Below are 18626 nucleotides of genomic sequence, written 5' to 3' on the forward strand. Positions count from 1 at the left end.
GTCTACTGCCAGTTTACTCAATAACCGGTCTGTCATCCTCATTCCCTCCTTCATCCTCTTTCTTATCGTCAGGAGAGATTTTCTCAAAACTCGTACGTCCTTTAGCCACACGCAACGCCTTCCCCGGAAAGAAACGAACCTTCGGCTCGCGGATCATATTGGTAGCAAAATCTTTTCCATCCGTTACACCATCCGATCCGAAGTTATAACGGAAATGCCCCAACTCACCAACCTGTACCCTTCGGCCATGCTGCATGTGGCGTACCAGTACAACGACCATACGGTCGATTACCGCTTTCACTCCCGCACTACCCACGCCGGAACTGTCGGCTACCTCTTCCACAAATTCATCGAAAGGAACATAATCGCCACACACCATCTGTGCATAGATTTTCTCCGGTACTTCTTTCTGATCCGGCCCCATGTTCTTTCTTGTTACCAACTTAAACTTCATTGCCATAATAAATAATGTATTAGTTAATACCCGTTATCGAAACACAAAACAAATATAGGATAAGAGAAATAGAACCTCTCTGCGATAATAAGGGGAGGTAAGAGGGCATCAAGCACGGCAACGAGGCATTTATCCTCTCTATCATCGAACCCTTCCCCCCCTATTCTTTATACTTATTTCACCTGCGGCCCGATATACCCCGGCTCGTTGGTGACAGGGGTCTTGTTATTCAGCATATTGAGATCGGTAGCAGTGAGGATTTTCGAGCGGAGTTTATCACCGAAATACTCGATGTCATAAGGGTAGGAAAAGGCAAGCCGGAGCGAGAAAGCCAGATGGACAAAAGAGGCCTCATGGCCAAATGCCCTCCCTTCCATCAGGCCGATAAAACGCTGGATGATATCCGGTTCCTGCAGCTCGAACCGCAGCTCACCCAACACGGTATGTTCCAACAGGTAATCGACCGATCGCTGCCAGTCACGGGTAAGGAAATCGGTAAGGAATGTTTGGTAATCCACCGTCAGATAATCCCATTCGCAAAGAGCCACCTTATAGGCAAGCTGCCGGAAATACAAACGCCTGACAGGGGGTAAATCACTCAACAAAGTTTCAAACTTTCTTACCGACGGCTTCTTTCTGCCGAACAATACTTTCAATGTATCGTACATAATATAAAAAATTAGCTGGAAAGAGTGAATTCTCTTCCCAGCCAACAAGCATGTACGACGCAATCGAGACGATTTTACGCTTACATGCCGGACAATGACATCGCTTTCAATGCCACCGATAAGTTCTCCCTTGCCAGACGCGGATTCTCCGGCATTGCCTTACGGAAATATCCGCAGGCACTATCCGTTTCTCCTTCCATCAGCAACAGGACACCCTGATTGTTATACGACCTCGGATCGTTACTGCATCGCTGCAGAAAATAGCGGGCAGCCTCTTTATCGCCGAGTGCCAGCGAAGCGGCCGATGCATTCAACTGTGCCACCCGGCAATCGGGAAAACGGTAAGCCGCCAGTTCATATATTTCGCGATACTGTTCCGTTCCCGGGCGGTAAAGAGAAGCGACCTGCAACAACTCCTCCAACGGCATTTTCTCCGGCGACGAATACACCCGGGTAACCAATACATCCATATCGACAGTATCCTTTTCAGTGTTCTCCTCCTCATAGGTTATTTCCAGTTCAATACGGCGCAACCGGGCAAAAATGGATCTTTCCAAATCTTTGTATACAGTTCCTTTATCCAGATTGCGTAATTGCCTGCGCCGGATGTCTGCATCAGGTATACTGTCAAGCAATGCCTGTACGCGGGAAGCGTAGTTTTTTGCCGGAGCTGTTTCCATCAAACGAACGAGCCCTTCCCAATCCTCGCCCACCCAGTCGATAGTGATCCGGCTGTCGTCAGGCAGATATCGTTTGTCCTGCAGATACTTTTTAAATGCCAGTACCCGGTTAGCCGCCAAACGTTCATTGGATAATGTGTTACCGTCGGGTGAGGCATAGCCTGTCAAACGGACGTTCTTTACCGGATTTCTGCCCTGCAACAGCCCGTCCAGTTGCTCATATAGCTTCTCCAACTCCGCCCGGTTATTGCCATAGCGGGAATTGACGGTAATGCCACCAGCGGGATAGGCGATATAAGCAGTCAGTTTTTGAGTTATGGTGCGGGGAACGGCAATGCAGATCTCGGGCGTGACATAACTCACCATCCGGGCATACACAGCCGCTGCATCGATTTGCATCTGCGGAATTTCAGCATGACGCACCAACGAGGGCGACGGATTACTGCCTGTTTCCGTCCGAAAGGTTCCGCAGGAAAAGAGCGTGGCAGCCAGCGCCAATACCCCGGCTGTCTCTTTTAGTTTTTTGTATCGCATCATTTATCCGGCTCCGAATTAAGGGTATGCAACAATAGCTTTCCCGGTTTAAACTTCACGCTGGTACGTGGTGGAATAATGCAGGCTGTTCCCTTACGGGGATTACGGCCTACCCGCTCTGTTTGTTTCCACGGAGAAAAAGTGCCGAACCCTTGCAGTGCAATAGTATTATCCTCTTTCATTGCATCTGCCAGCACCACCTGAAACGTATTGATAAATTTAAGCGATTGATATCGCGGTACGCCCATCTTAAAGGCTACTTCGTTGATTAAGTCTGTTTTGTTCATGATTGTTGTTGTTATTATATTGTTGTATAATTTTCTACTTAGAAAACTTTATTGCATAGATCCCAATGTAAGGGGTAAGGAGAACATCTGATTGTTATGCTTGTAGAGTAAACAGGAGGAGTTTCGCCTCCTGTTGGCCATTTCCTTCAAACCTCACTATACAGACCACCATCTCTCGTTGAATCAACTGAACATTACCAACTATCACGGACGCAACGGATATACCACTCGGCATTGCTACCAGCAACATCTACAAGTCCAGACGACTGTACAACTATCTGGCCGGCAGGTTCTGCACTTCTCTGGGATAGCGTCCTATACCATATGTTCTTATACAGATCCTCATCAATTGGGGGAGTTATGTTCTGGCTTTGGAATATTGCAAACATTTCGATAGCGGTTGGCAGTCGCCACGTCCATTTATTATTCGGATCTAGTTTTTCACATGTAATAATAGCATCACTATTGCTCAACGCGCTAGACGTTTGCCCTGATTGCACCTCTATCAAATATGAGCCGCTCATTGTCTCTGCGTTTAAATCTACAGTACAGTTATGATAATTGGGCGTTCCATTGTAATCAAACGGTGATGGTGCTGATGCAACTCCTTTCGAGTTCGCTAGATAACTCTTCAGGACACTCTGATCGATTGTCACCTTGATGGCTTTAGACCGCTGCTTAACCTTCACCTTCTTTGATTGATTGCCACCAGTAACTGCAATTGTAAAAGTTTGCTCACGAACATCACCAGGATTCACGGTAGAAGAAAACTTCAATATCTGAGCTGTGCCGTCTGCCGTACCTTCGATTATACCGGGAGTTATTCCATTCGTTTGCATATTCGGAGTTACCGTCCAGAGCAAACCGAGTGTACCTGTCACGATTACAGAATCCGATGTCGCAGTTTTCGGCAGTTCTATCTCTGTATCGGATACAGAAAATGTTGAAGCGGCTTGTTTTACTACCACATCTTTTAAAATTTCACCTGCCTTTACCGTTACAGTGGCTACTCTATCGAAATCATTCGGATTCACCGAAGTCGTTTTATAAGTTAACTGTTGATCCTCCCCCGTAGTAGTCCCACCACCAGTAAAGGCTGTTCCATCCGTAACTGTCAGCCACGAAGGGAAGCCAGCAGTGAAGTTATACGGCAACCCTTCTGTTCCCTTCAGTGTATACGTACCTGTGGCATCTTTGGCTACAGCTAGTATTGCTGGATTTATGGTACTTTTGACCGATGAAGCAGCTTGTGTAACAGTGATCTCTTCTTTCAAACCGTCATAACTTGCATCGAGTACCGATGCTCCGATCTTCACGGTTATTTTTCCGCTACGAGACTGCTCCAATGGGTTGGCGACAGTAGACTTCACATGTAACGCTTGTGAAACAGTCGGTGTTGCGCTACCGGAAGTTCCGGAGTTAGAGTCTGACCAATCCAGCCAGTCATCGCTTAAGGTGGCCAACCACGGCAAACCCTCGGTAGCTGTAAAAGAAGAAGAATTCTCGGAGCCAGCTTCTGCCGCCAACGAAATGTTACTTCCTCTTGTCAGAGTCGAACCGGTTTGAACAATCTCTATTTGCTGCACTTCACCATTGAGATTGATATCAAAAAAACCGGATCTCTTTTCCGCTTTCGGATTGGACTCCTCAACTATAAATGCCACTTTGCCCGGTCCTTGGTGAGTTAAGGTGGCACCTGTAGCCACATTTGTCATATCATCCAGCAAAGCAGACATCCAGTCAGGCAGATCGAATTCCCATTTATCGCCCGGGCGGGCAGTGACCAGTATCTCTTTCTCGCCGCCTTTTGCTGGTATTCCCTCAGAACTGACATCGACAGGAGGTATCCCGCCCACGGTGATACGTTCGTCGGAAACGTCGATACCGATCAGCGTAACATTCATCATATAATGAGAATTACGTACGATATCGTAATTGTTATAATTGCTACCGGGATAAAAACGGAAAGTAACGCCAGTATATGTTACTCCACCCTGTTCGGCATTCCCGGTCAACTCGATACAAGTAGCATTCGATACACCGGTACCGATCTTCTTCTTCTCCGCATCAACCTCGTTTGCACCTACTACTGTGCCGGCCATATTCTCCGGCAGATACCAGTAAAAGGCAGTACCTATGTCACCGGAAGCCTCTGCATAGTCCTTATAACGGATACCTCCCGTTGTCAACTGGGCCGTAGAAGCAACCACCTGTGACGCCGTAGGTGCATTCTTCAAAACAACCGAAGTCGGAGTAAATGCAAAATCCGTACCCACCGAATAGGTAAACGTAATCTTGGCAAGAAGACGCGTCAACGACACGGTTATATCTTCTATACCGCCAACCTGCACAATCCCCTTCCATGTTCCTACCATCATACATAAACTATTATTAGGCAAGCCCGTTCCGGTGGAACTATATGGCAATACCTCTTCTTTCAGAGCCTTTTCGGTAGCCACTTCTCCCAGATCGCCGGCATTTGCCACAAACCACACCTGACTCTCCGCTCCGCTTTGTTTCAACTTCACGTTCACCTTATTATCGGTTATCAAAGGGATATACTTACTGAACAACAGGTTGCCTGTCACAACATCATACTGTCCTACCCACAGACCGACTATCTGGCTTTCATCTCCCAGCGGACTGGCGGCTCGGGTGCGTATCGTGTCGTTTATCCCTGTTGCCAGCGTATCGGTATCTATCGTACCGGCCGCTGTAAACGTCATACTACGCGTTACCGGTGGCTGGTTTGCCAGCACATTCAGGCTGAACCCTGCATCCACATCCTTCAGGGCACGAGGAGGGATCACATCTTCTTCCACATCAGTCTGCGTACAACCGGCCAACATCAGAAGTGATAACACAAGCACCCACATCAGCGATAAACCAATGCGCACTTTTCTGATGTTCAATAAAGGCCTGCGCCTTGTTTTACTTTCTCGTTTCATTCTATTTTGTTTTTAATCCATATTTCTAAGACTACATGCCTGCCTTTATGAGCGGCCGACATCCGCATCACTCCAACTGATAAGGTCTTCCACAGGCGGTTGTAACGTACCATCCGTGCCATCGTTAATAATCGGCCCGCTGTTATCTCCTTCTCCCACATCCGCATCATACCAGCGGATTTCCGACCAAACGGCTACTGTTATAGTGGTACCGATTCCTTCGTAGATATCCGGATCGGGATACGGGTTGTCGGGGCTACCCACGCCAGTGTCGGTAAAATTCACCATGTTCCAGTGGAGTATCCTCATTAGCAGACTGCTTTCGTTGTTCTTTACCTCCAGCGTAAAAACATACCGTTTGCCTTCATCGAAAGTGATATTCTTGTCGATCGTCGCTTTCAGGGTAGCCGCCTCTTTATCCCGCCGTACTTCGATCGCCACCTCGAAAGGCCGGTTGTTTTTGGGAATAAGGATCCCCATTGTCTTGTTTAAGCCGATATCACCGAGCCCCGACGCCACCGGTTCAAATTCATCCTCGGCAAATACCACTTGCGCATCCGCCTCCGTACTCCCTCCGGTAAGCGGTATCCCCGTATCTTCGCCGGCTATCAGGGAAGCTCCCGAAGAAGAAATCTTTTTCAGTTCCAGCTTTGTGCCGTACAATGTTTCGAAAGGCAGCGCGTTGTCGGGCGAAGGAGCCACATTAAACACCACCAGCGCACATTTCCGCCGGAAAGTACCGAGCGTCACCACATGCGAGTTTTTGGAAACCGTTACACCCCGGGCAAAAGCGGTCATCACATCTTCCTTATGGGGTATATCCGTTATCTTATAATTATTATCGGAAGCCTTCGCCAACCGCCGCGCCGGAGAAACGGCATAAAAATCAAAAACACCTCCCCTTACGATCAATCCCCTGGCTTCCCCGGCAATTTGTTGCCCACTATCGTTCACAAGGCAAGGCAACAAAGCGCCATCGGCTCCTACCACATAGGTCGCTTCAGATAAAGGGGCTGTTGTCGAAAAAAGAGCCTGATTATACGTTTCTCCAATCCTACCTGTAAAATAAGCGGCAATACGTACGGTCGATCCCGCAGGTAAGGGTGTCGGAGCGGTACCGGCACGGGTAAGGATTACCGGCTCTCCCAAATCAGGTTTTCCAAAACTGAGTTCGACCGGCTGTACCTCTTCCGGAACAATCTCTTCGACCGATCCCGCCGTACATCCGGCCAGCAGCAACAGGTAGCAGCAACAAGCCAGATTATTCAGATATAGATGGATATGTTTCATATCATTTCATGTTATTTTTCTTGTGAATGGACGGGGTATCGCTCCCCATCCACCCTGTCGGTTGCCGGATAGCGTTATTCTACCGGTACTTCGGTGGTGCCGGCATCATCCCAGCCGACCACTTCCACATTTGTTATTTCAAGTCCCTGGTCGGTAGCAGTTAAAGTATAGACATAATGCCTGCCTTTCTGCCAGACTACGTTTTGGAGACTCGTATCGTCCGCACGGGTTTCATATGTACGGTCGGTCGTGGCATCCGGTAGTCCGTCCGGTCCGAGCGTCATTTTCAGCCGCATAGCCCCCACGGTAGCCGGTGCGACCAATCCATACGCTTGGGCATGTGTCACACTCGAATAATCGGCGCTGTACACAGCCAGTTGCGCAGGATATTCGGCGGTAAAAGTCAGCGAAGAGGCTGTAGTCAGCGCTCCGAAAGCACCGTCCGTTAGGTTCATTGTCACCTTCGAGGTTCTCGGAGATACAGCGAACGTGTTGCCTGTTACGGAAGTCAGCTCCATCTTCTTCACATAATCGTCACTGTTTACCACCTGTCCGCTCGCCTTACGGATACGGAAACTGACCTTAGCCAGTGCATGCTGCATATACATATTGTCGACCGTATGATTCCATTTATCCACCGCCTGGTGCGTTTCATCGCCCGGTGTATCGGCGGCACTCCCATACAAGAGGTCCTCCTGCTCGGTATCCCACTCGTTACCAGCCCCATTCACGTTAAACGACTGTGCTGCCAGGATCGGCAACCCCTGTACGACCGGAACGGATGATTTTATAGCCGCATCATATCCCAGCGGTGCCCATGCATAAACGGTTCCTTCTGAATTGGCCAGATTTAGCGGAACATCAGCTGTCCAGTCCGTTCCGTTATAATGGAATTCCTGAGTCTCGATATCCTGTGAATAAAAGGACACTTTCGTTCCATTCAACTTGGTAACCATCACACCGATACCGCTCAGGTGATTACCTGCTCCGTCATTACCGACTCCCTCGATAATACTTTTCGTATCTACCGACAGATTCAGCCCGTTGATACCCAACACGGCACCGGTATCTTCTTCACCACCGGGACCCGGCTCCGGAATATCCGTTTCCATGTTCGTGCAGCCAGCCAGTATTATGGCCGACAATGTTATACTTATCAGTCGTTTCATGGCTTAAATATCGATTTCACCGCCATCTTCCGTTGCCCATTCCGTCACATCTACAGATATGATTTCCAGCGCACGGCGTGAAGCTTTAATCGTATAGATCGTATTTGTACCGGCAGGCCAGGTACCGGCAGGTATACGGGCCGTAAATATATGATCGTCGATTGTCAGTTCTGCTTCCAGATCACCCTCTTCGATAGTAGCGATCGGATAGGTAAGCATACCGACTTTTTTAGATACAGTCTTACCGTTTACACGTGGATTACTTGCTGACTCAATAAAATGCGTCGCATCTTCCCCAGTACCGGCCTGCACCTGTTTAGGCAGCACGTAGTTAGTGATAGTACGGACTATATTGTCTGCTGTTACTCCGGCCAAACCATCTATACTACCGTTACTCAACGCCATTTTAGGAGTACCGCTCGTTTGAAGTACCGTTCCACCTGCCGTATTTTTCAGTTCGATCCTTGTCAATTCCAGATTTTCCCCCGTCATGGTTCCGTCGTTATACACACGGAAAGACACCATCGTCATGGCATGCTCCATCTGCATGGATATCTGATAGCCCGGATTCGTGGTATTCGTATTCCAGTTATCTTCCGTTGCCGGTGCCCCGTTACGGCCGTTATTAACATAACGTGCAAGCGTTCCATCTTCAGCCAGTCCGCTGAAATACAAATAGTCCGTTTCAGTCGGAGCGGCTATAAGCCTTTTGGAAGTACCACTGGCGCTCGTATTGGAAGTCCAGGCGCTGGCATTACGGATAACATCCGCATTATTAACGATGCTTGCATCGATATTCCCCGTTAGCTCGACAGAGCAATCAACCTTCAGCGCGCTTTCGGTAGTTCCATCAAAAGAGGCACTACGCGGATAGTAAGCATACACACGTCCTACGTTTTCCGTCAGGAAATAGGGTTTAGCCGTGGCAGCGGCAAACGATCCACCAAGAGCCGAAATCGCTTTCCAGTTCGCACCCAGAGCGTCACCCATAAACCAAACCGTAGTATTTCCGGCCGGATAGTCAGCCGTATTGTCCGGTGCATAGAGAGCCGTTCCGGCAGCATTCAGTACAACAATACCCAATCCTCGGGCTTCAGTATCATAATCAACGTAGGTGATCTTTTTTCCTTCCACCACTGCTTTTGTAGCTGTAGCCTGCACCCCCATATCGATACCCAGGGCAACAGCGTTGCCGTTACCGGGAGTCAATATTTCATCTGTTTCTTTTTCAGAACAGCTCGTAGCTGTCAGCATGGCGGCAGCCGATACGGCAGCCAGTGTCAATAACTTTTTCATTGTTTTTCTTTTATTTGTTTATTCTTTCTTGTTTATAAATCAATATTTCCTCCATCTGTCGTATGATCGTTCCAGTCAGCCACCGAGACAGAGACCACCTCCAGTCCACGGCCGCTGAACAGCAGTTCAATGCAATGCAACTCGCCTGCCTGAAAACCACCTTCGACAAAGACCGATGCGTGATGGACGGTTTCCGTTTCATTCCCCTTACCGTCGTGCGTAGTGACGATCCGTAACCGGAGCGGTGCTGTCTCCGTACCGGTTTCAGGGGAAACAGGAAGCAGGATATACCCCTGCACCTCCGGCAATACCGGATCGGCTTCATCTATCTCCGGCATAGAAAGACCGGCGATGCCGCCCACCCTAAGATCACGTATTTGTTCCTCCGTCGAGATATCCGTCAGTTGCGGAGTTGCTTCCGACGGATCCAACCGCTGGCCGGTATGCACACTTTCCGCTTCGATACGGACAATACTCCCCCAGTCGGCTGCCCGGTCGCTGTAGCAGATAAACTGCAACTGTGTCAGCAAATGACGGAATAAGCAGGAGACAATCGGGGAAGAGTGGCTGCCTGACAAAAGACCGGTAGCCATAATATCGGTATCACCATCCACCCCAAAAGTAACTCCACTATCCGTCACACCCGTACTGCGGGGATAATAGCCGCAAAGGCGGATCGAACCTCCGTCCTCCGGATAAAGCTGCGATTCAGCAAACAGGATCGGACGGTTGCCTGTCCCTCCGCTGCGCACGGCATCACACAAGCTCCAAGCTCCATACGTCTCCGCTGAAACAGCTGTCTCGTCACTGCGTGCAAAACTCACTTCCAGGTCCTTTTCATAGCCGGAGCCGATCACCGCACGGGTGGAAGAGCCGATGGCTCCTTCCAGTCGCACCGTCGTTTCCGGAACGGGGGGCGGCAATACTGCCTCTCCACCGTCCGTACACGATGTGGCCCCTGCAAAGAAGGCTACGGTTGCTAGTATGAGTATTCTCTTCATCTCCTGCTATATGTATGAAAAGGATCAGTCGCGAGGGGTTACAGTCGTTCCGCCACCGTTGCCCGGTAGCCATTCGGCGATACCGGCTGTGATATTGATCTCGCCGTCTACCGTGAAGGTCAGGGTCAGCAGATGCGACTGGCTGGCCCGTACACCACCGGCAATATTGTCGATCGTAACGGTGCGGGTTACCTGCTGCGCTGCAACCGACGTTGTCGCCCTATACATTCCGGTGACTTCCAGCGTGATCGGTGTATCATCCGCACCTCCCAGACCTACTGTCGGGTACAACATGATATAACCTGTTTGCTTGTCGGAAGAAGCAGCCGCCAGAGTATCCGGACAGTTGAAGATTGGTAGATTCGTATCAGGCGCACCACCGACAAGGCTTAATTCCGGAACCAGGTTCACCCGGTCTTTATCAATAGCCAGTGTCAGCGTATTAGGCACATCCTGAACAGTGATGGAGGTTATCCCGGTCCACAATTCAAGGGCATCAGACGAACCGACACACTGAAACTGCAACTGCGTCAGCAGGTGGTTGAAGGTGAAAGGTTGGAAATGGGCATTTGTCGAACCGCTTTGGATAGCGGTTGCCATAATATCCTCATCACCGGTGATCGTATAGCCGACATTCACCGGGTTGCCTGCCGTTGTCGGAGTAGCCGGACGCGGATAGAAACCGAGCAGATAAGATGCGACATTCATAGCCGCATAGGTCTCGGTATTATCGAACGTAATGGCGGTATTTCCATTTCCACCCGCACGGACGGCATTTACAGACGACATCCAGTTGTTGCCGGGAGATGTCGGATTATCGACACGCACAAACGCTACATTCAGGTTGCTACCGTAATTGGCATCGATCACTGCGCGGGTAGATGTACTGATCCCGGCACTCAGGTCGAGATTCTCTGCTGTTTTCGGCTCGTCGATATAATTCTCATCATTCGAGCAACTGCTCAGGGCCATAACAGCCAGGAGGCTTACTACTAAATACTTGTTTGTTTTCATTTCACTTGTTTATTTAAATGAGTTATCTAAGAAAAATCAATCGACGATACTGCCGTTGCCTGACGCACCGATCTCCCACGGAGCGACCGTAGCGGAACCCTGGATGCCGACTTCTCCTGTTTTCTGGAAAGTCAGCGTGATAAGATGCGATTTGCCGGCTTCGGCATCCAGCGGCGTATTCGTAGCTGCATTGATGATAGGAATCACATCGCTGTTTGTGTTATCCGAATAGTGTACACGGATGCTTACTCCATCGAGTGCCTCTACCATAAACGGTACACCGGCCGATACCAGACTCGAAGTCAGGTTAACCGGCAACAGCCCGGGAACCGGCAGGTCGGCCGGAGCCGTATAAGTGAGTGCCCCCGTACCGATCTGCATAGACTGCGGATAAGCGGCAGCGATCACATCGATACCCGTGATCTGCTTGCCCGGGTTATCCGTCAGGTACTGCGCAGTTGCCTGCACCTGGAAGTTGAGCTGCGTCAACGCATGGGTAAAGCTAAAGGCACCGACAGGTACCGTGCTGCTACCGCTTACGATACCGCCATACATCACATCTTCCGTACCGGTACGGCCAAAAGTAACCACACCATTGAGTGAAAGAATATTCGGGTGCCAGGCCGCCATATACACATTGCCCGTTTGCGGATATACTTTCATCACATTCAACGGCACCAGATTGCCCGTGGCCTGTTCCTGTGCCGTCAGGGTTACCGAGTTTGTCCAGGCAGGTACTGCCGTCCAGTCTGCCGGATCGCTGCTTCCTTCAAATGCCGCGATGGCAGCCATAAAAGAACTACCCGTCGTTACCGGCGCTCTCGTTTCTACCGCACCAATAACCTTGGCTCCGACACGGATCTCCTGCGTGCCGCCTACACCGTCCGTATCCTTATCCGAACAGCCGACCATTGCCGCAGCCAAAGCGGCTGCATACATCCATACATGTTTCATAATTGCTTGTATTAAAAAAGTGAATAAATGATTCCATTCCCGTTACCGCCCTGCTGCCAGGGCGTCACTTCCGACCAGAGCTTCAATCCTGCTTCGCTATCGAGCGTGACACGCAGCAGATAAGATACGCCCGCCCCGGACACTCCGTCCGGCGTGTGGAAAAATACCGGCATCCGTTCGTAGCTCACCTCCCGCCCTTCCGCATCCTGCGTACGTAGCGTCAGAAGAAGCGGGACGCCCGGCTCTACCGTTACGCGTCCCGGCACCACCGTGAAGGTGGTATCCAACCGGAGCATTTCTTTATCCGGTTCGCTCTCCGAATAAGCTGTCAGCAAACCGGTTTCTCCTTCAAATGCCAACTGTTCTTTCTCCAGGTCGAGCACCACCTGCCGGCGGCTACCTCCTATCTGAAGTGCCCGGAGCACCAGCCCTTTTTCCCATGCCGTACTGTCTGCCTTTACCTCAAAGCGCAGTTGTGTCAGCAAATGCTCGAAACGGAAACTCTTCGTCTCCTGCCAGAACATATCGGTCAGACGCCCCGATTGCTCATTGCTTAGCATCAGATCCTGACTGCCGTCGAGCGTATAATACAGCCGGTTGTCGGTGGACCGCTGCGCCCCCGGATAATAGCCGCGCAGATAGACCGGGCTATTGTCTGCCGGATAATAATGTGTCTCCAGTAACTCGGTACGTCCGCCGGTAGCCAGACAGGCTTTCCAGGTATCGCCATACACTCCCGGCGTGTTTCCCCGGGCAAAGAACAGCGTATCGCCCACAGAGAAACCCGTTGCCTCCCCGTGGATGGTACCTGTTTCCGTATTCGTCACCGACTGCAGCACGATTTCCGTCTCACCGATGGATCGGCCGTCGTGATCGCCTGAACAACCCACCGTTGCATCCAATAGCAAGACAGTCAGCAGCAAACGCCCCGGAGCAATATATCTGTTATATTTTATCTTCATTTCTTCCTTGCTTTTAATTGCCGTTCCCTGCTTCGCCGGTTCCTTCGTGCCAACCGGTTACAATGATCGTAATGCCATCGACCGACGAAGGACTGACCTCCAGGTCAAGGACAATACGGGTAGACAGACTGTTGCGATACGCTTCATTCACCTGTTGGGTGATATCCGTACGTGAAGTAAATCCTAACCCGCCAGCCAATGTCAGTGTCAGCGAAAGGTACGAACGGCGGCCTTCCTCTTCCACCTGATCCGGACAAAGTCCGAAAAGGCCTAATGTCGTACTGTAAACTTCTCCCTGCTGTTTTTCGGGAGTAAAACCGACCGAAGCTGTCCGTTCATAAAGCGGTTCTCCAGTGGGGATATGCACCTCCGGGGCTATACCGGATAAGCTACCTGTCAGGCGTTCCACCTCGCTCAGACCGACTACCCGGATGTTCAGTTCCAACTCGCGCACAAGGCTGACGGGATACAGTTCCGCTATCCGGTCGGTTTTGCCACTCACCGAAAGCAGTTCACCGCCTGTGCCATACAGTCCGTGAGGCTGCTCCACGCCAGAAGAAACAGCTTTCAACACAGAAGCCGGACGAGCCACGGCACAGGCCGATTCGTAGCCGCTTTCCATCTGTAGTTCGACATTGGCACCATCGGGGTTACACACAGCCACCCGATAGTTGCCCGCCGGAAGCGTCCCCTCATAACCGCCAATTTCACCACGGCGGATGACCGGACGGGCTGCACCGTCCTGATAGAAATAATAATCCATCGCAACAGGCCGTTTCTTCTCTTTCCAGTTCAGCATCAGCCGTACCTTACCATTCTTGTTCCAGTCCTCGTCCGGATCATGATACACGCACGACATCACCGGCAACAGCATACAGACTGCTGCCAGACATCCTATCACCGATCTGTTTCCCTTCTTTTTCATATTTTTTCCTCCCGTTATCCTGTTATCTTATTCTGAAACGATAAAGCAGATTCAACTTTACTCCCAACCTGACACCCGTCGACGTGAAACGGCTTTCCAGGTAATTTTTCCCGTCTATCCCATCGTAGCGGTATTTTTTACCGCCAAACACCGAACGGTAACCGCCCTCCGCCACCGTCTCCACCGCAAAACCGGCTCCCAAGGGCACCAGACAACCGACAGACAGACCGGCAGACCAGAACCTTCCTGTACGACCGTACAGGCCTTCGCCCCCGATCTTGTCGCCACGCACATCGAAATCGCCATACATTCCATAAAAGCCTACACTCAGCCAGTTATACCGGTCTGCTTCCCCCAGGGGCCAGAAGCGGGACGCCAGTATTACATCCGACAGTCCCCATTTATTCTCTTTACCCCCTCCATAACTGAAGTCGGCATACAAAGCCGAAAATGCCAACGACCACCGCCGGGCGAAATAATATTCCAGTTCCAGATTAGGCATGAATGAACCTGTCTGTATCTCCGTACCACCACTTCCCAGATCGATAGCCGGAGCGACCGTTGCCCAAGGGAGCAGGTTTGTCTTTACTGCCAGTAAGCGGGGTGTTGTGGAAGCCGCAAATTGAAGTCGAGTGGTTTGAACGACTGCCGGTTCTTCCGGATCGATATATTCTTCCGACTGTTTCTCATGGGCTACCGGCATAGTTTGTTTCGTTTGTATATCAGGCTTGCCGTCAGAAACGGCCAGGCGGTAATCTTCCAGTTCCGAGCGGTCGAACAGCGGGTCGGTTATTACATACACCTCACGTTCGTAATTATCGGTACTATTTCGATGGTATAAATCGACATACGGAACTGAGCCATAACGGGCAATCGCACTCGTCACCGCATTCGGATAACGGCTCTCGCTGCAACTGATCTCCTGATTGGCAAACCAGGGCAGCGGCATCTGAACCCGGTAGACATGGACCTGGTCGCGATAACTGCCGCTCCGGTCGATATAGAAGGCTACACATTCGTGTGGGATATTTAATTTCGATTTAATATATGCGCGTATACGGCTGGCACGCAAGGCTGCTTCGTTGATCACTGATTCATCCTCGTAATCATATGCACTCACATGGGCTACGATCAGCAGATGGGAATTACCTTCTAATAAATGTACGCGAGAAGCCTGCAGAGATTCATTCATCCGTTGCAGCCAATAGGCATTATCTCCATAATCGGCAAGGAACATATCATTCGCTTCCCGGAAGGAGAATAAAAAAGATTCCGCTTTCACATAAGATGTAGTCTGAGCATTTACTCCCGCAGAGAAAAGCGCGGAAAACACGAACAGGCACACTGCTTTCACTATCTCCATTGTCTTTTTACGTATTTGCTGTCTCATCCTATACATCTCCCTATTAGCTTTTGATATTCAGTTTTTTCTCCATTTCTCTACCCTTATTTATGTAATAAGGTAAACAGAGCAAAAAGCAGCTTCAAGAAGAGGTAAAAACATGTGTTTTTACCTGAAATAATGGTCGGATTGAAATTATTTGAGGTCTTTTCCGAGAAAATATAAGGTATATCTATTGCCTGTATTTCTTAACGGACTTTAAAGGAATAGCAATCCTAACACACTATTGTTCTGCATGTTCCATTTTTCATTGATTTAACAGGAATAACAGGTTATAGTGTAAATTTATATGAAGTCGGTATATTTATTTTAATAAATAAGCAGGTGGGCCTTGGTTTTCTTATTTTCTATTTCTATCTTTGCAGCGTTATCTCAATTTATATGCGATTTATACAGATTGTAAATGGTTGAATATAAATTAGAAAGCACCGCGTTTACCTTATTACATAAATAAGGGTAATACTCATCCTCTTATCAGCGACTCTATTTTTCCAATAACTTGCTTATTTGCTTCTGCCAGTTTATCGAGTTCGAAGTCCGAAAGATAATTGCGCGTCATCTTTTCCGTAGTGTGTCCCAACATCTGACTGATAAGACCGATCTCCATATGATTATGGTAAGCCTCCGACGCCCAGGTATGACGGAACACATAGGTAGTCAATGTCCCGTCCCATTCCAAAAGTAAACGGATCTCTTCCAGATATTGGTTTTGCCGGGCCAGGCAATACTTATATTGTTCGTGTGTGGCTCCCTCCGGCAAGAGCGGAAAAAGATACGTTGCATCCGGACGGCTGTACCGGTCTATCAGGCATTGCATTCCCGGGCTCACCTCCATCCGGATCAGCGTTCCGGTTTTCTGCCGGTGGTAAGACAGCACCTTCCCGTTTTCACTGAGGTTCTCCCGTGTCAGATGCACCAGATCCACAAAAGGCATTCCGCACGCCATAAAAGAAAAAAGAGCCAAATCGGCAGCCTTTTGTTTACAGGGTTCCTCTTTCAAATCCAGCAGGGCGATCTGCCTGATCACCCGGGCAGGCATAGCCCGCTTCCGTGTCTCTTCCCGCCGCAACCGCAGTCCGGCAAAAGGCGAATCGAGCGGACGTTTTTTCCATCCCTGGCATGCACGGTTATACATGGCACGCAGGTTGCTCAGGTAGCTGTTTACGCTATTCACCCGCAGGCCTTTTTCGCGCAGCCACTCCACAAAGGCTTGTACTATTTGCGGAGTCACCTCCTTCAGCGAAAACTCCCGGTTACCGGTAAAACATATAAAGTGATTGCGAACCGCCCTGTAAAGGTCGGCTGTACTTTCATCGCCTGCAGAGCGTTTCTCCTGTTCCTGCAGCTTCATCTGTGTGTAAAAATCCTTGTTTTTCATAACTTCTCATATTTTAAGAAATGACAAAGTTATAACATTCAACGACAGATAAAGGTTACTTCCCTTTGACCACGAAGCCACAAGCTTAGATAGCAAGAGTGCCGGCTATTTCAGCTCAATGTCATTAAGTTAAGAATAGTAACGGAGATTGTGTTTAGCTATACATTTCAGAGCGTCTGATAGCGTCCTTAGAGAATGTCGAAATGATACATTTGCGGGGTATATTATAACAAAATCATCAGATATCGAGCAAATTTACAACACACCTTTTTCACTAATTCCCTTATGGGAGTCGTTCAGGCGTCTTTTGCACTCAATAGCACCTGTTTCATACCAACCAGCACGGTCATAAAGAGAATTACCCGGCTGCTATTTTCAACCAGCCGGCAGGTAATAGGCATTCACCCGGCAGCTGATGGGAATTACCTGCCGGGTAGTGGTAATCAGCTGGCAGGTAATTCCGCTTTTTGCCCTCCCGAAGTAAGAAATCAGGCACAATCCCTCCCTTCAGCTTTCCGGAAGCCAAACAAAACGGTTCAATTCTAAAAAGATATTTTGATGCTATTCGATAAGAATAAGTAGCAGCCGCAGAAACCGGCCGGGAGTCTATTGGAAAAGTCATTACAAATAGTTCGTATTATATCTCCCTCCCCCTCTTTCTGTCATCCCTTAACTTCAGGAGAAGCGAATATTTGAACCATCCCCCTACCCGACGCCTGTAGAAAGGCTTCAGGGGGAAGGATGGTTGACAGTTTGACAAATAAAGGGTTGACCCTATTCCAAATTTATCACTTTATGATTCAATTTTTTCAGTACAGTTATTTTCTTCAGATGCCGGTTAAATGAGACCAGTGCACTCCGATAGCGTTTGTAGTTTTATGCACGGTCAACTCCATCCGACAAAACATTCCTCCAACAGCGCAAACTATTTCACACTGCTCCGATAGGCTTGGGATATCCCATACCTTCCATCCTTCTCCATCTTGTCAATAATTCCCAGCGCATAAATCACAAACCCATTACGCGCCATCCCTTTCCTGATCCGATTCATTTCTTCCATACTCATTTTCTTGTTTAAATTGATATTGACATGGAATATAACAGAAAAAATGGGGGGATGGGTTTGGGAAATACCCCTAAGGAACAATTTACTATGCAAATATAAAAAACACCGGGACAAATTGGAGAATAAAACTTACAGGATATATTAATATAATGTATATTTGGAAGCTTTATTCTGTTTTAGTCGACTACAATGTAGAATAGCTGTCATCAACACAGTAGAAACATGTGATTTGGAGAGTATAAGAGGTAGATGATAGTTGTCGATCCCCAAGGTATTTCATACAATTGAAGGTCGACAACTATCATTGACAGAAAAGAAGGAACAAACAAAGCTAGGAGGTATTTAGAACAGGGGAAATCTATGGTTTCTATAAGGGTTTAATTGTACCTTAGTGGTATTTAAAGGGAGGAGGTAACGCATTTTTTTTCATTTCTATGTGGTTTAATTGTACCTTAGTGGTATTTAAAGTTAGCTTAGATATAAGTACAATCTTGTGTTGTTCGGTTTAATTGTACCTTAGTGGTATTTAAAGGCGGCAACCGGTCGGGGCGAACTTTAAATATAAATCGGTTTAATTGTACCTTAGTGGTATTTAAAG

At 48.8% G+C, this 18626-nt stretch carries 17 protein-coding genes; 1 reads left to right on the top strand and 16 read right to left on the bottom strand.

The annotated features are described in order from the left end of the window. Nucleotides 1-13: 13 nt before the first annotated feature. The 15 genes from HMPREF1212_RS13315 to HMPREF1212_RS13385 all read right to left on the bottom strand — a co-directional run bounded on the left by HMPREF1212_RS13315 (nt 14) and on the right by HMPREF1212_RS13385 (nt 16962). Complete coding sequence (locus tag HMPREF1212_RS13315; protein WP_028726709.1) at nt 14-460, bottom strand: HU family DNA-binding protein; 447 nt, start codon at nt 458-460, stop codon at nt 14-16. A 167-nt stretch (nt 461-627) separates the two neighbouring features. Further along, the gene (locus tag HMPREF1212_RS13320; protein WP_046149680.1) at nt 628-1122 is read right to left on the bottom strand and encodes a hypothetical protein; all 495 of its coding nucleotides are present in this window, start codon (nt 1120-1122) and stop codon (nt 628-630) included. An 80-nt stretch (nt 1123-1202) separates the two neighbouring features. Beyond that, a complete protein-coding gene (locus tag HMPREF1212_RS13325; protein ID WP_232430096.1) occupies nt 1203-2339 on the bottom strand; it encodes a hypothetical protein in 1137 nt (378 codons plus the stop codon). Continuing rightward, nucleotides 2336-2623 carry an HU family DNA-binding protein gene (locus tag HMPREF1212_RS13330; RefSeq protein ID WP_046149682.1) on the bottom strand — a complete coding sequence of 96 codons (288 nt, stop codon included), beginning with the start codon at nt 2621-2623 and terminating at the stop codon, nt 2336-2338. Before HMPREF1212_RS13330 ends, HMPREF1212_RS13325 begins: the two co-directional genes overlap by 4 nt. A 194-nt stretch (nt 2624-2817) precedes the next feature. Next, complete coding sequence (locus HMPREF1212_RS13335) at nt 2818-5571, bottom strand: DUF4906 domain-containing protein (RefSeq protein ID WP_046149683.1); 2754 nt, start codon at nt 5569-5571, stop codon at nt 2818-2820. Between the two features lie 45 nt (nt 5572-5616). Next, a complete protein-coding gene (locus tag HMPREF1212_RS13340; protein ID WP_046149684.1) occupies nt 5617-6861 on the bottom strand; it encodes a BF2992 family fimbrillin-A clan protein in 1245 nt (414 codons plus the stop codon). Nucleotides 6862-6935: 74 nt separating this feature from the next. After that, nucleotides 6936-8030, bottom strand: a complete 1095-nt coding sequence (locus tag HMPREF1212_RS13345) for a fimbrillin family protein (RefSeq protein WP_046149685.1) — start codon at nt 8028-8030, stop codon at nt 6936-6938. Nucleotides 8031-8033: 3 nt separating this feature from the next. Continuing rightward, complete coding sequence (locus HMPREF1212_RS13350) at nt 8034-9326, bottom strand: fimbrillin family protein (RefSeq protein WP_046149686.1); 1293 nt, start codon at nt 9324-9326, stop codon at nt 8034-8036. A gap of 32 nt (nt 9327-9358) precedes the next feature. Beyond that, on the bottom strand, nt 9359-10327 hold the full coding sequence (locus HMPREF1212_RS13355; RefSeq protein ID WP_046149687.1) for a fimbrillin family protein: 969 nt from the start codon (nt 10325-10327) through the stop codon (nt 9359-9361). A 24-nt stretch (nt 10328-10351) separates the two neighbouring features. Beyond that, nucleotides 10352-11341: a fimbrillin family protein gene (locus tag HMPREF1212_RS13360; protein ID WP_046149688.1), complete on the bottom strand. Its 990-nt coding sequence runs from the start codon at nt 11339-11341 to the stop codon at nt 10352-10354. Nucleotides 11342-11377: 36 nt separating this feature from the next. Then, nucleotides 11378-12295 (bottom strand): fimbrillin family protein, encoded by a 918-nt coding sequence (locus HMPREF1212_RS13365; protein ID WP_046149689.1) that lies wholly within the window; start codon nt 12293-12295, stop codon nt 11378-11380. An 11-nt stretch (nt 12296-12306) separates the two neighbouring features. Continuing rightward, the gene (locus HMPREF1212_RS26345) at nt 12307-13257 is read right to left on the bottom strand and encodes a fimbrillin family protein (protein ID WP_052724991.1); all 951 of its coding nucleotides are present in this window, start codon (nt 13255-13257) and stop codon (nt 12307-12309) included. A gap of 13 nt (nt 13258-13270) precedes the next feature. Then, entirely contained in the window at nt 13271-14182 is a 912-nt protein-coding gene (locus HMPREF1212_RS13375) for a DUF5119 domain-containing protein (protein WP_052724992.1), read from the bottom strand. 22 nt (nt 14183-14204) lie between these two features. Continuing rightward, nucleotides 14205-15572 carry a DUF3575 domain-containing protein gene (locus tag HMPREF1212_RS13380; protein ID WP_087880894.1) on the bottom strand — a complete coding sequence of 456 codons (1368 nt, stop codon included), beginning with the start codon at nt 15570-15572 and terminating at the stop codon, nt 14205-14207. 475 nt (nt 15573-16047) lie between these two features. Further along, nucleotides 16048-16962, bottom strand: a complete 915-nt coding sequence (locus HMPREF1212_RS13385; protein WP_052724993.1) for a tyrosine-type recombinase/integrase — start codon at nt 16960-16962, stop codon at nt 16048-16050. 285 nt (nt 16963-17247) lie between these two features. On the opposite strand from HMPREF1212_RS13385, the gene HMPREF1212_RS26990 reads away from it, so the two are divergent. After that, the gene (locus HMPREF1212_RS26990; protein ID WP_157317009.1) at nt 17248-17508 is read left to right on the top strand and encodes a hypothetical protein; all 261 of its coding nucleotides are present in this window, start codon (nt 17248-17250) and stop codon (nt 17506-17508) included. Between the two features lie 379 nt (nt 17509-17887). Here HMPREF1212_RS26990 and HMPREF1212_RS27480 read toward each other — a convergent pair whose 3' ends face one another. Then, nucleotides 17888-18022, bottom strand: coding sequence for a hypothetical protein (locus HMPREF1212_RS27480; RefSeq protein WP_255353065.1), 135 nt, complete (start codon nt 18020-18022; stop codon nt 17888-17890). Nucleotides 18023-18626 lie beyond the last annotated feature (604 nt).

Source organism: Parabacteroides sp. HGS0025, assembly GCF_000969845.1.
GTDB lineage: Bacteria > Bacteroidota > Bacteroidia > Bacteroidales > Tannerellaceae > Parabacteroides > Parabacteroides gordonii.

What these genes read in the sequence shown, in the direction of transcription:
- HMPREF1212_RS27480 (WP_255353065.1), bottom strand. Translation starts at nt 18,022, where the DNA reads ATGGAAGAAATGAATCGGATCAGGAAAGGGATGGCGCGTAATGGGTTT.
- HMPREF1212_RS13355 (WP_046149687.1), bottom strand. Translation starts at nt 10,327, where the DNA reads ATGAAGAGAATACTCATACTAGCAACCGTAGCCTTCTTTGCAGGGGCC.
- HMPREF1212_RS13350 (WP_046149686.1), bottom strand. Translation starts at nt 9,326, where the DNA reads ATGAAAAAGTTATTGACACTGGCTGCCGTATCGGCTGCCGCCATGCTG.
- HMPREF1212_RS13325 (WP_232430096.1), bottom strand. Translation starts at nt 2,339, where the DNA reads ATGATGCGATACAAAAAACTAAAAGAGACAGCCGGGGTATTGGCGCTG.
- HMPREF1212_RS26345 (WP_052724991.1), bottom strand. Translation starts at nt 13,257, where the DNA reads ATGAAGATAAAATATAACAGATATATTGCTCCGGGGCGTTTGCTGCTG.
- HMPREF1212_RS13335 (WP_046149683.1), bottom strand. Translation starts at nt 5,571, where the DNA reads ATGAAACGAGAAAGTAAAACAAGGCGCAGGCCTTTATTGAACATCAGA.
- HMPREF1212_RS13345 (WP_046149685.1), bottom strand. Translation starts at nt 8,030, where the DNA reads ATGAAACGACTGATAAGTATAACATTGTCGGCCATAATACTGGCTGGC.
- HMPREF1212_RS13365 (WP_046149689.1), bottom strand. Translation starts at nt 12,295, where the DNA reads ATGAAACATGTATGGATGTATGCAGCCGCTTTGGCTGCGGCAATGGTC.
- HMPREF1212_RS13380 (WP_087880894.1), bottom strand. Translation starts at nt 15,572, where the DNA reads ATGAGACAGCAAATACGTAAAAAGACAATGGAGATAGTGAAAGCAGTG.
- HMPREF1212_RS13340 (WP_046149684.1), bottom strand. Translation starts at nt 6,861, where the DNA reads ATGAAACATATCCATCTATATCTGAATAATCTGGCTTGTTGCTGCTAC.
- HMPREF1212_RS26990 (WP_157317009.1), top strand. Translation starts at nt 17,248, where the DNA reads ATGGGAGTCGTTCAGGCGTCTTTTGCACTCAATAGCACCTGTTTCATA.
- HMPREF1212_RS13315 (WP_028726709.1), bottom strand. Translation starts at nt 460, where the DNA reads ATGGCAATGAAGTTTAAGTTGGTAACAAGAAAGAACATGGGGCCGGAT.
- HMPREF1212_RS13330 (WP_046149682.1), bottom strand. Translation starts at nt 2,623, where the DNA reads ATGAACAAAACAGACTTAATCAACGAAGTAGCCTTTAAGATGGGCGTA.
- HMPREF1212_RS13375 (WP_052724992.1), bottom strand. Translation starts at nt 14,182, where the DNA reads ATGAAAAAGAAGGGAAACAGATCGGTGATAGGATGTCTGGCAGCAGTC.
- HMPREF1212_RS13360 (WP_046149688.1), bottom strand. Translation starts at nt 11,341, where the DNA reads ATGAAAACAAACAAGTATTTAGTAGTAAGCCTCCTGGCTGTTATGGCC.
- HMPREF1212_RS13385 (WP_052724993.1), bottom strand. Translation starts at nt 16,962, where the DNA reads ATGAAAAACAAGGATTTTTACACACAGATGAAGCTGCAGGAACAGGAG.
- HMPREF1212_RS13320 (WP_046149680.1), bottom strand. Translation starts at nt 1,122, where the DNA reads ATGTACGATACATTGAAAGTATTGTTCGGCAGAAAGAAGCCGTCGGTA.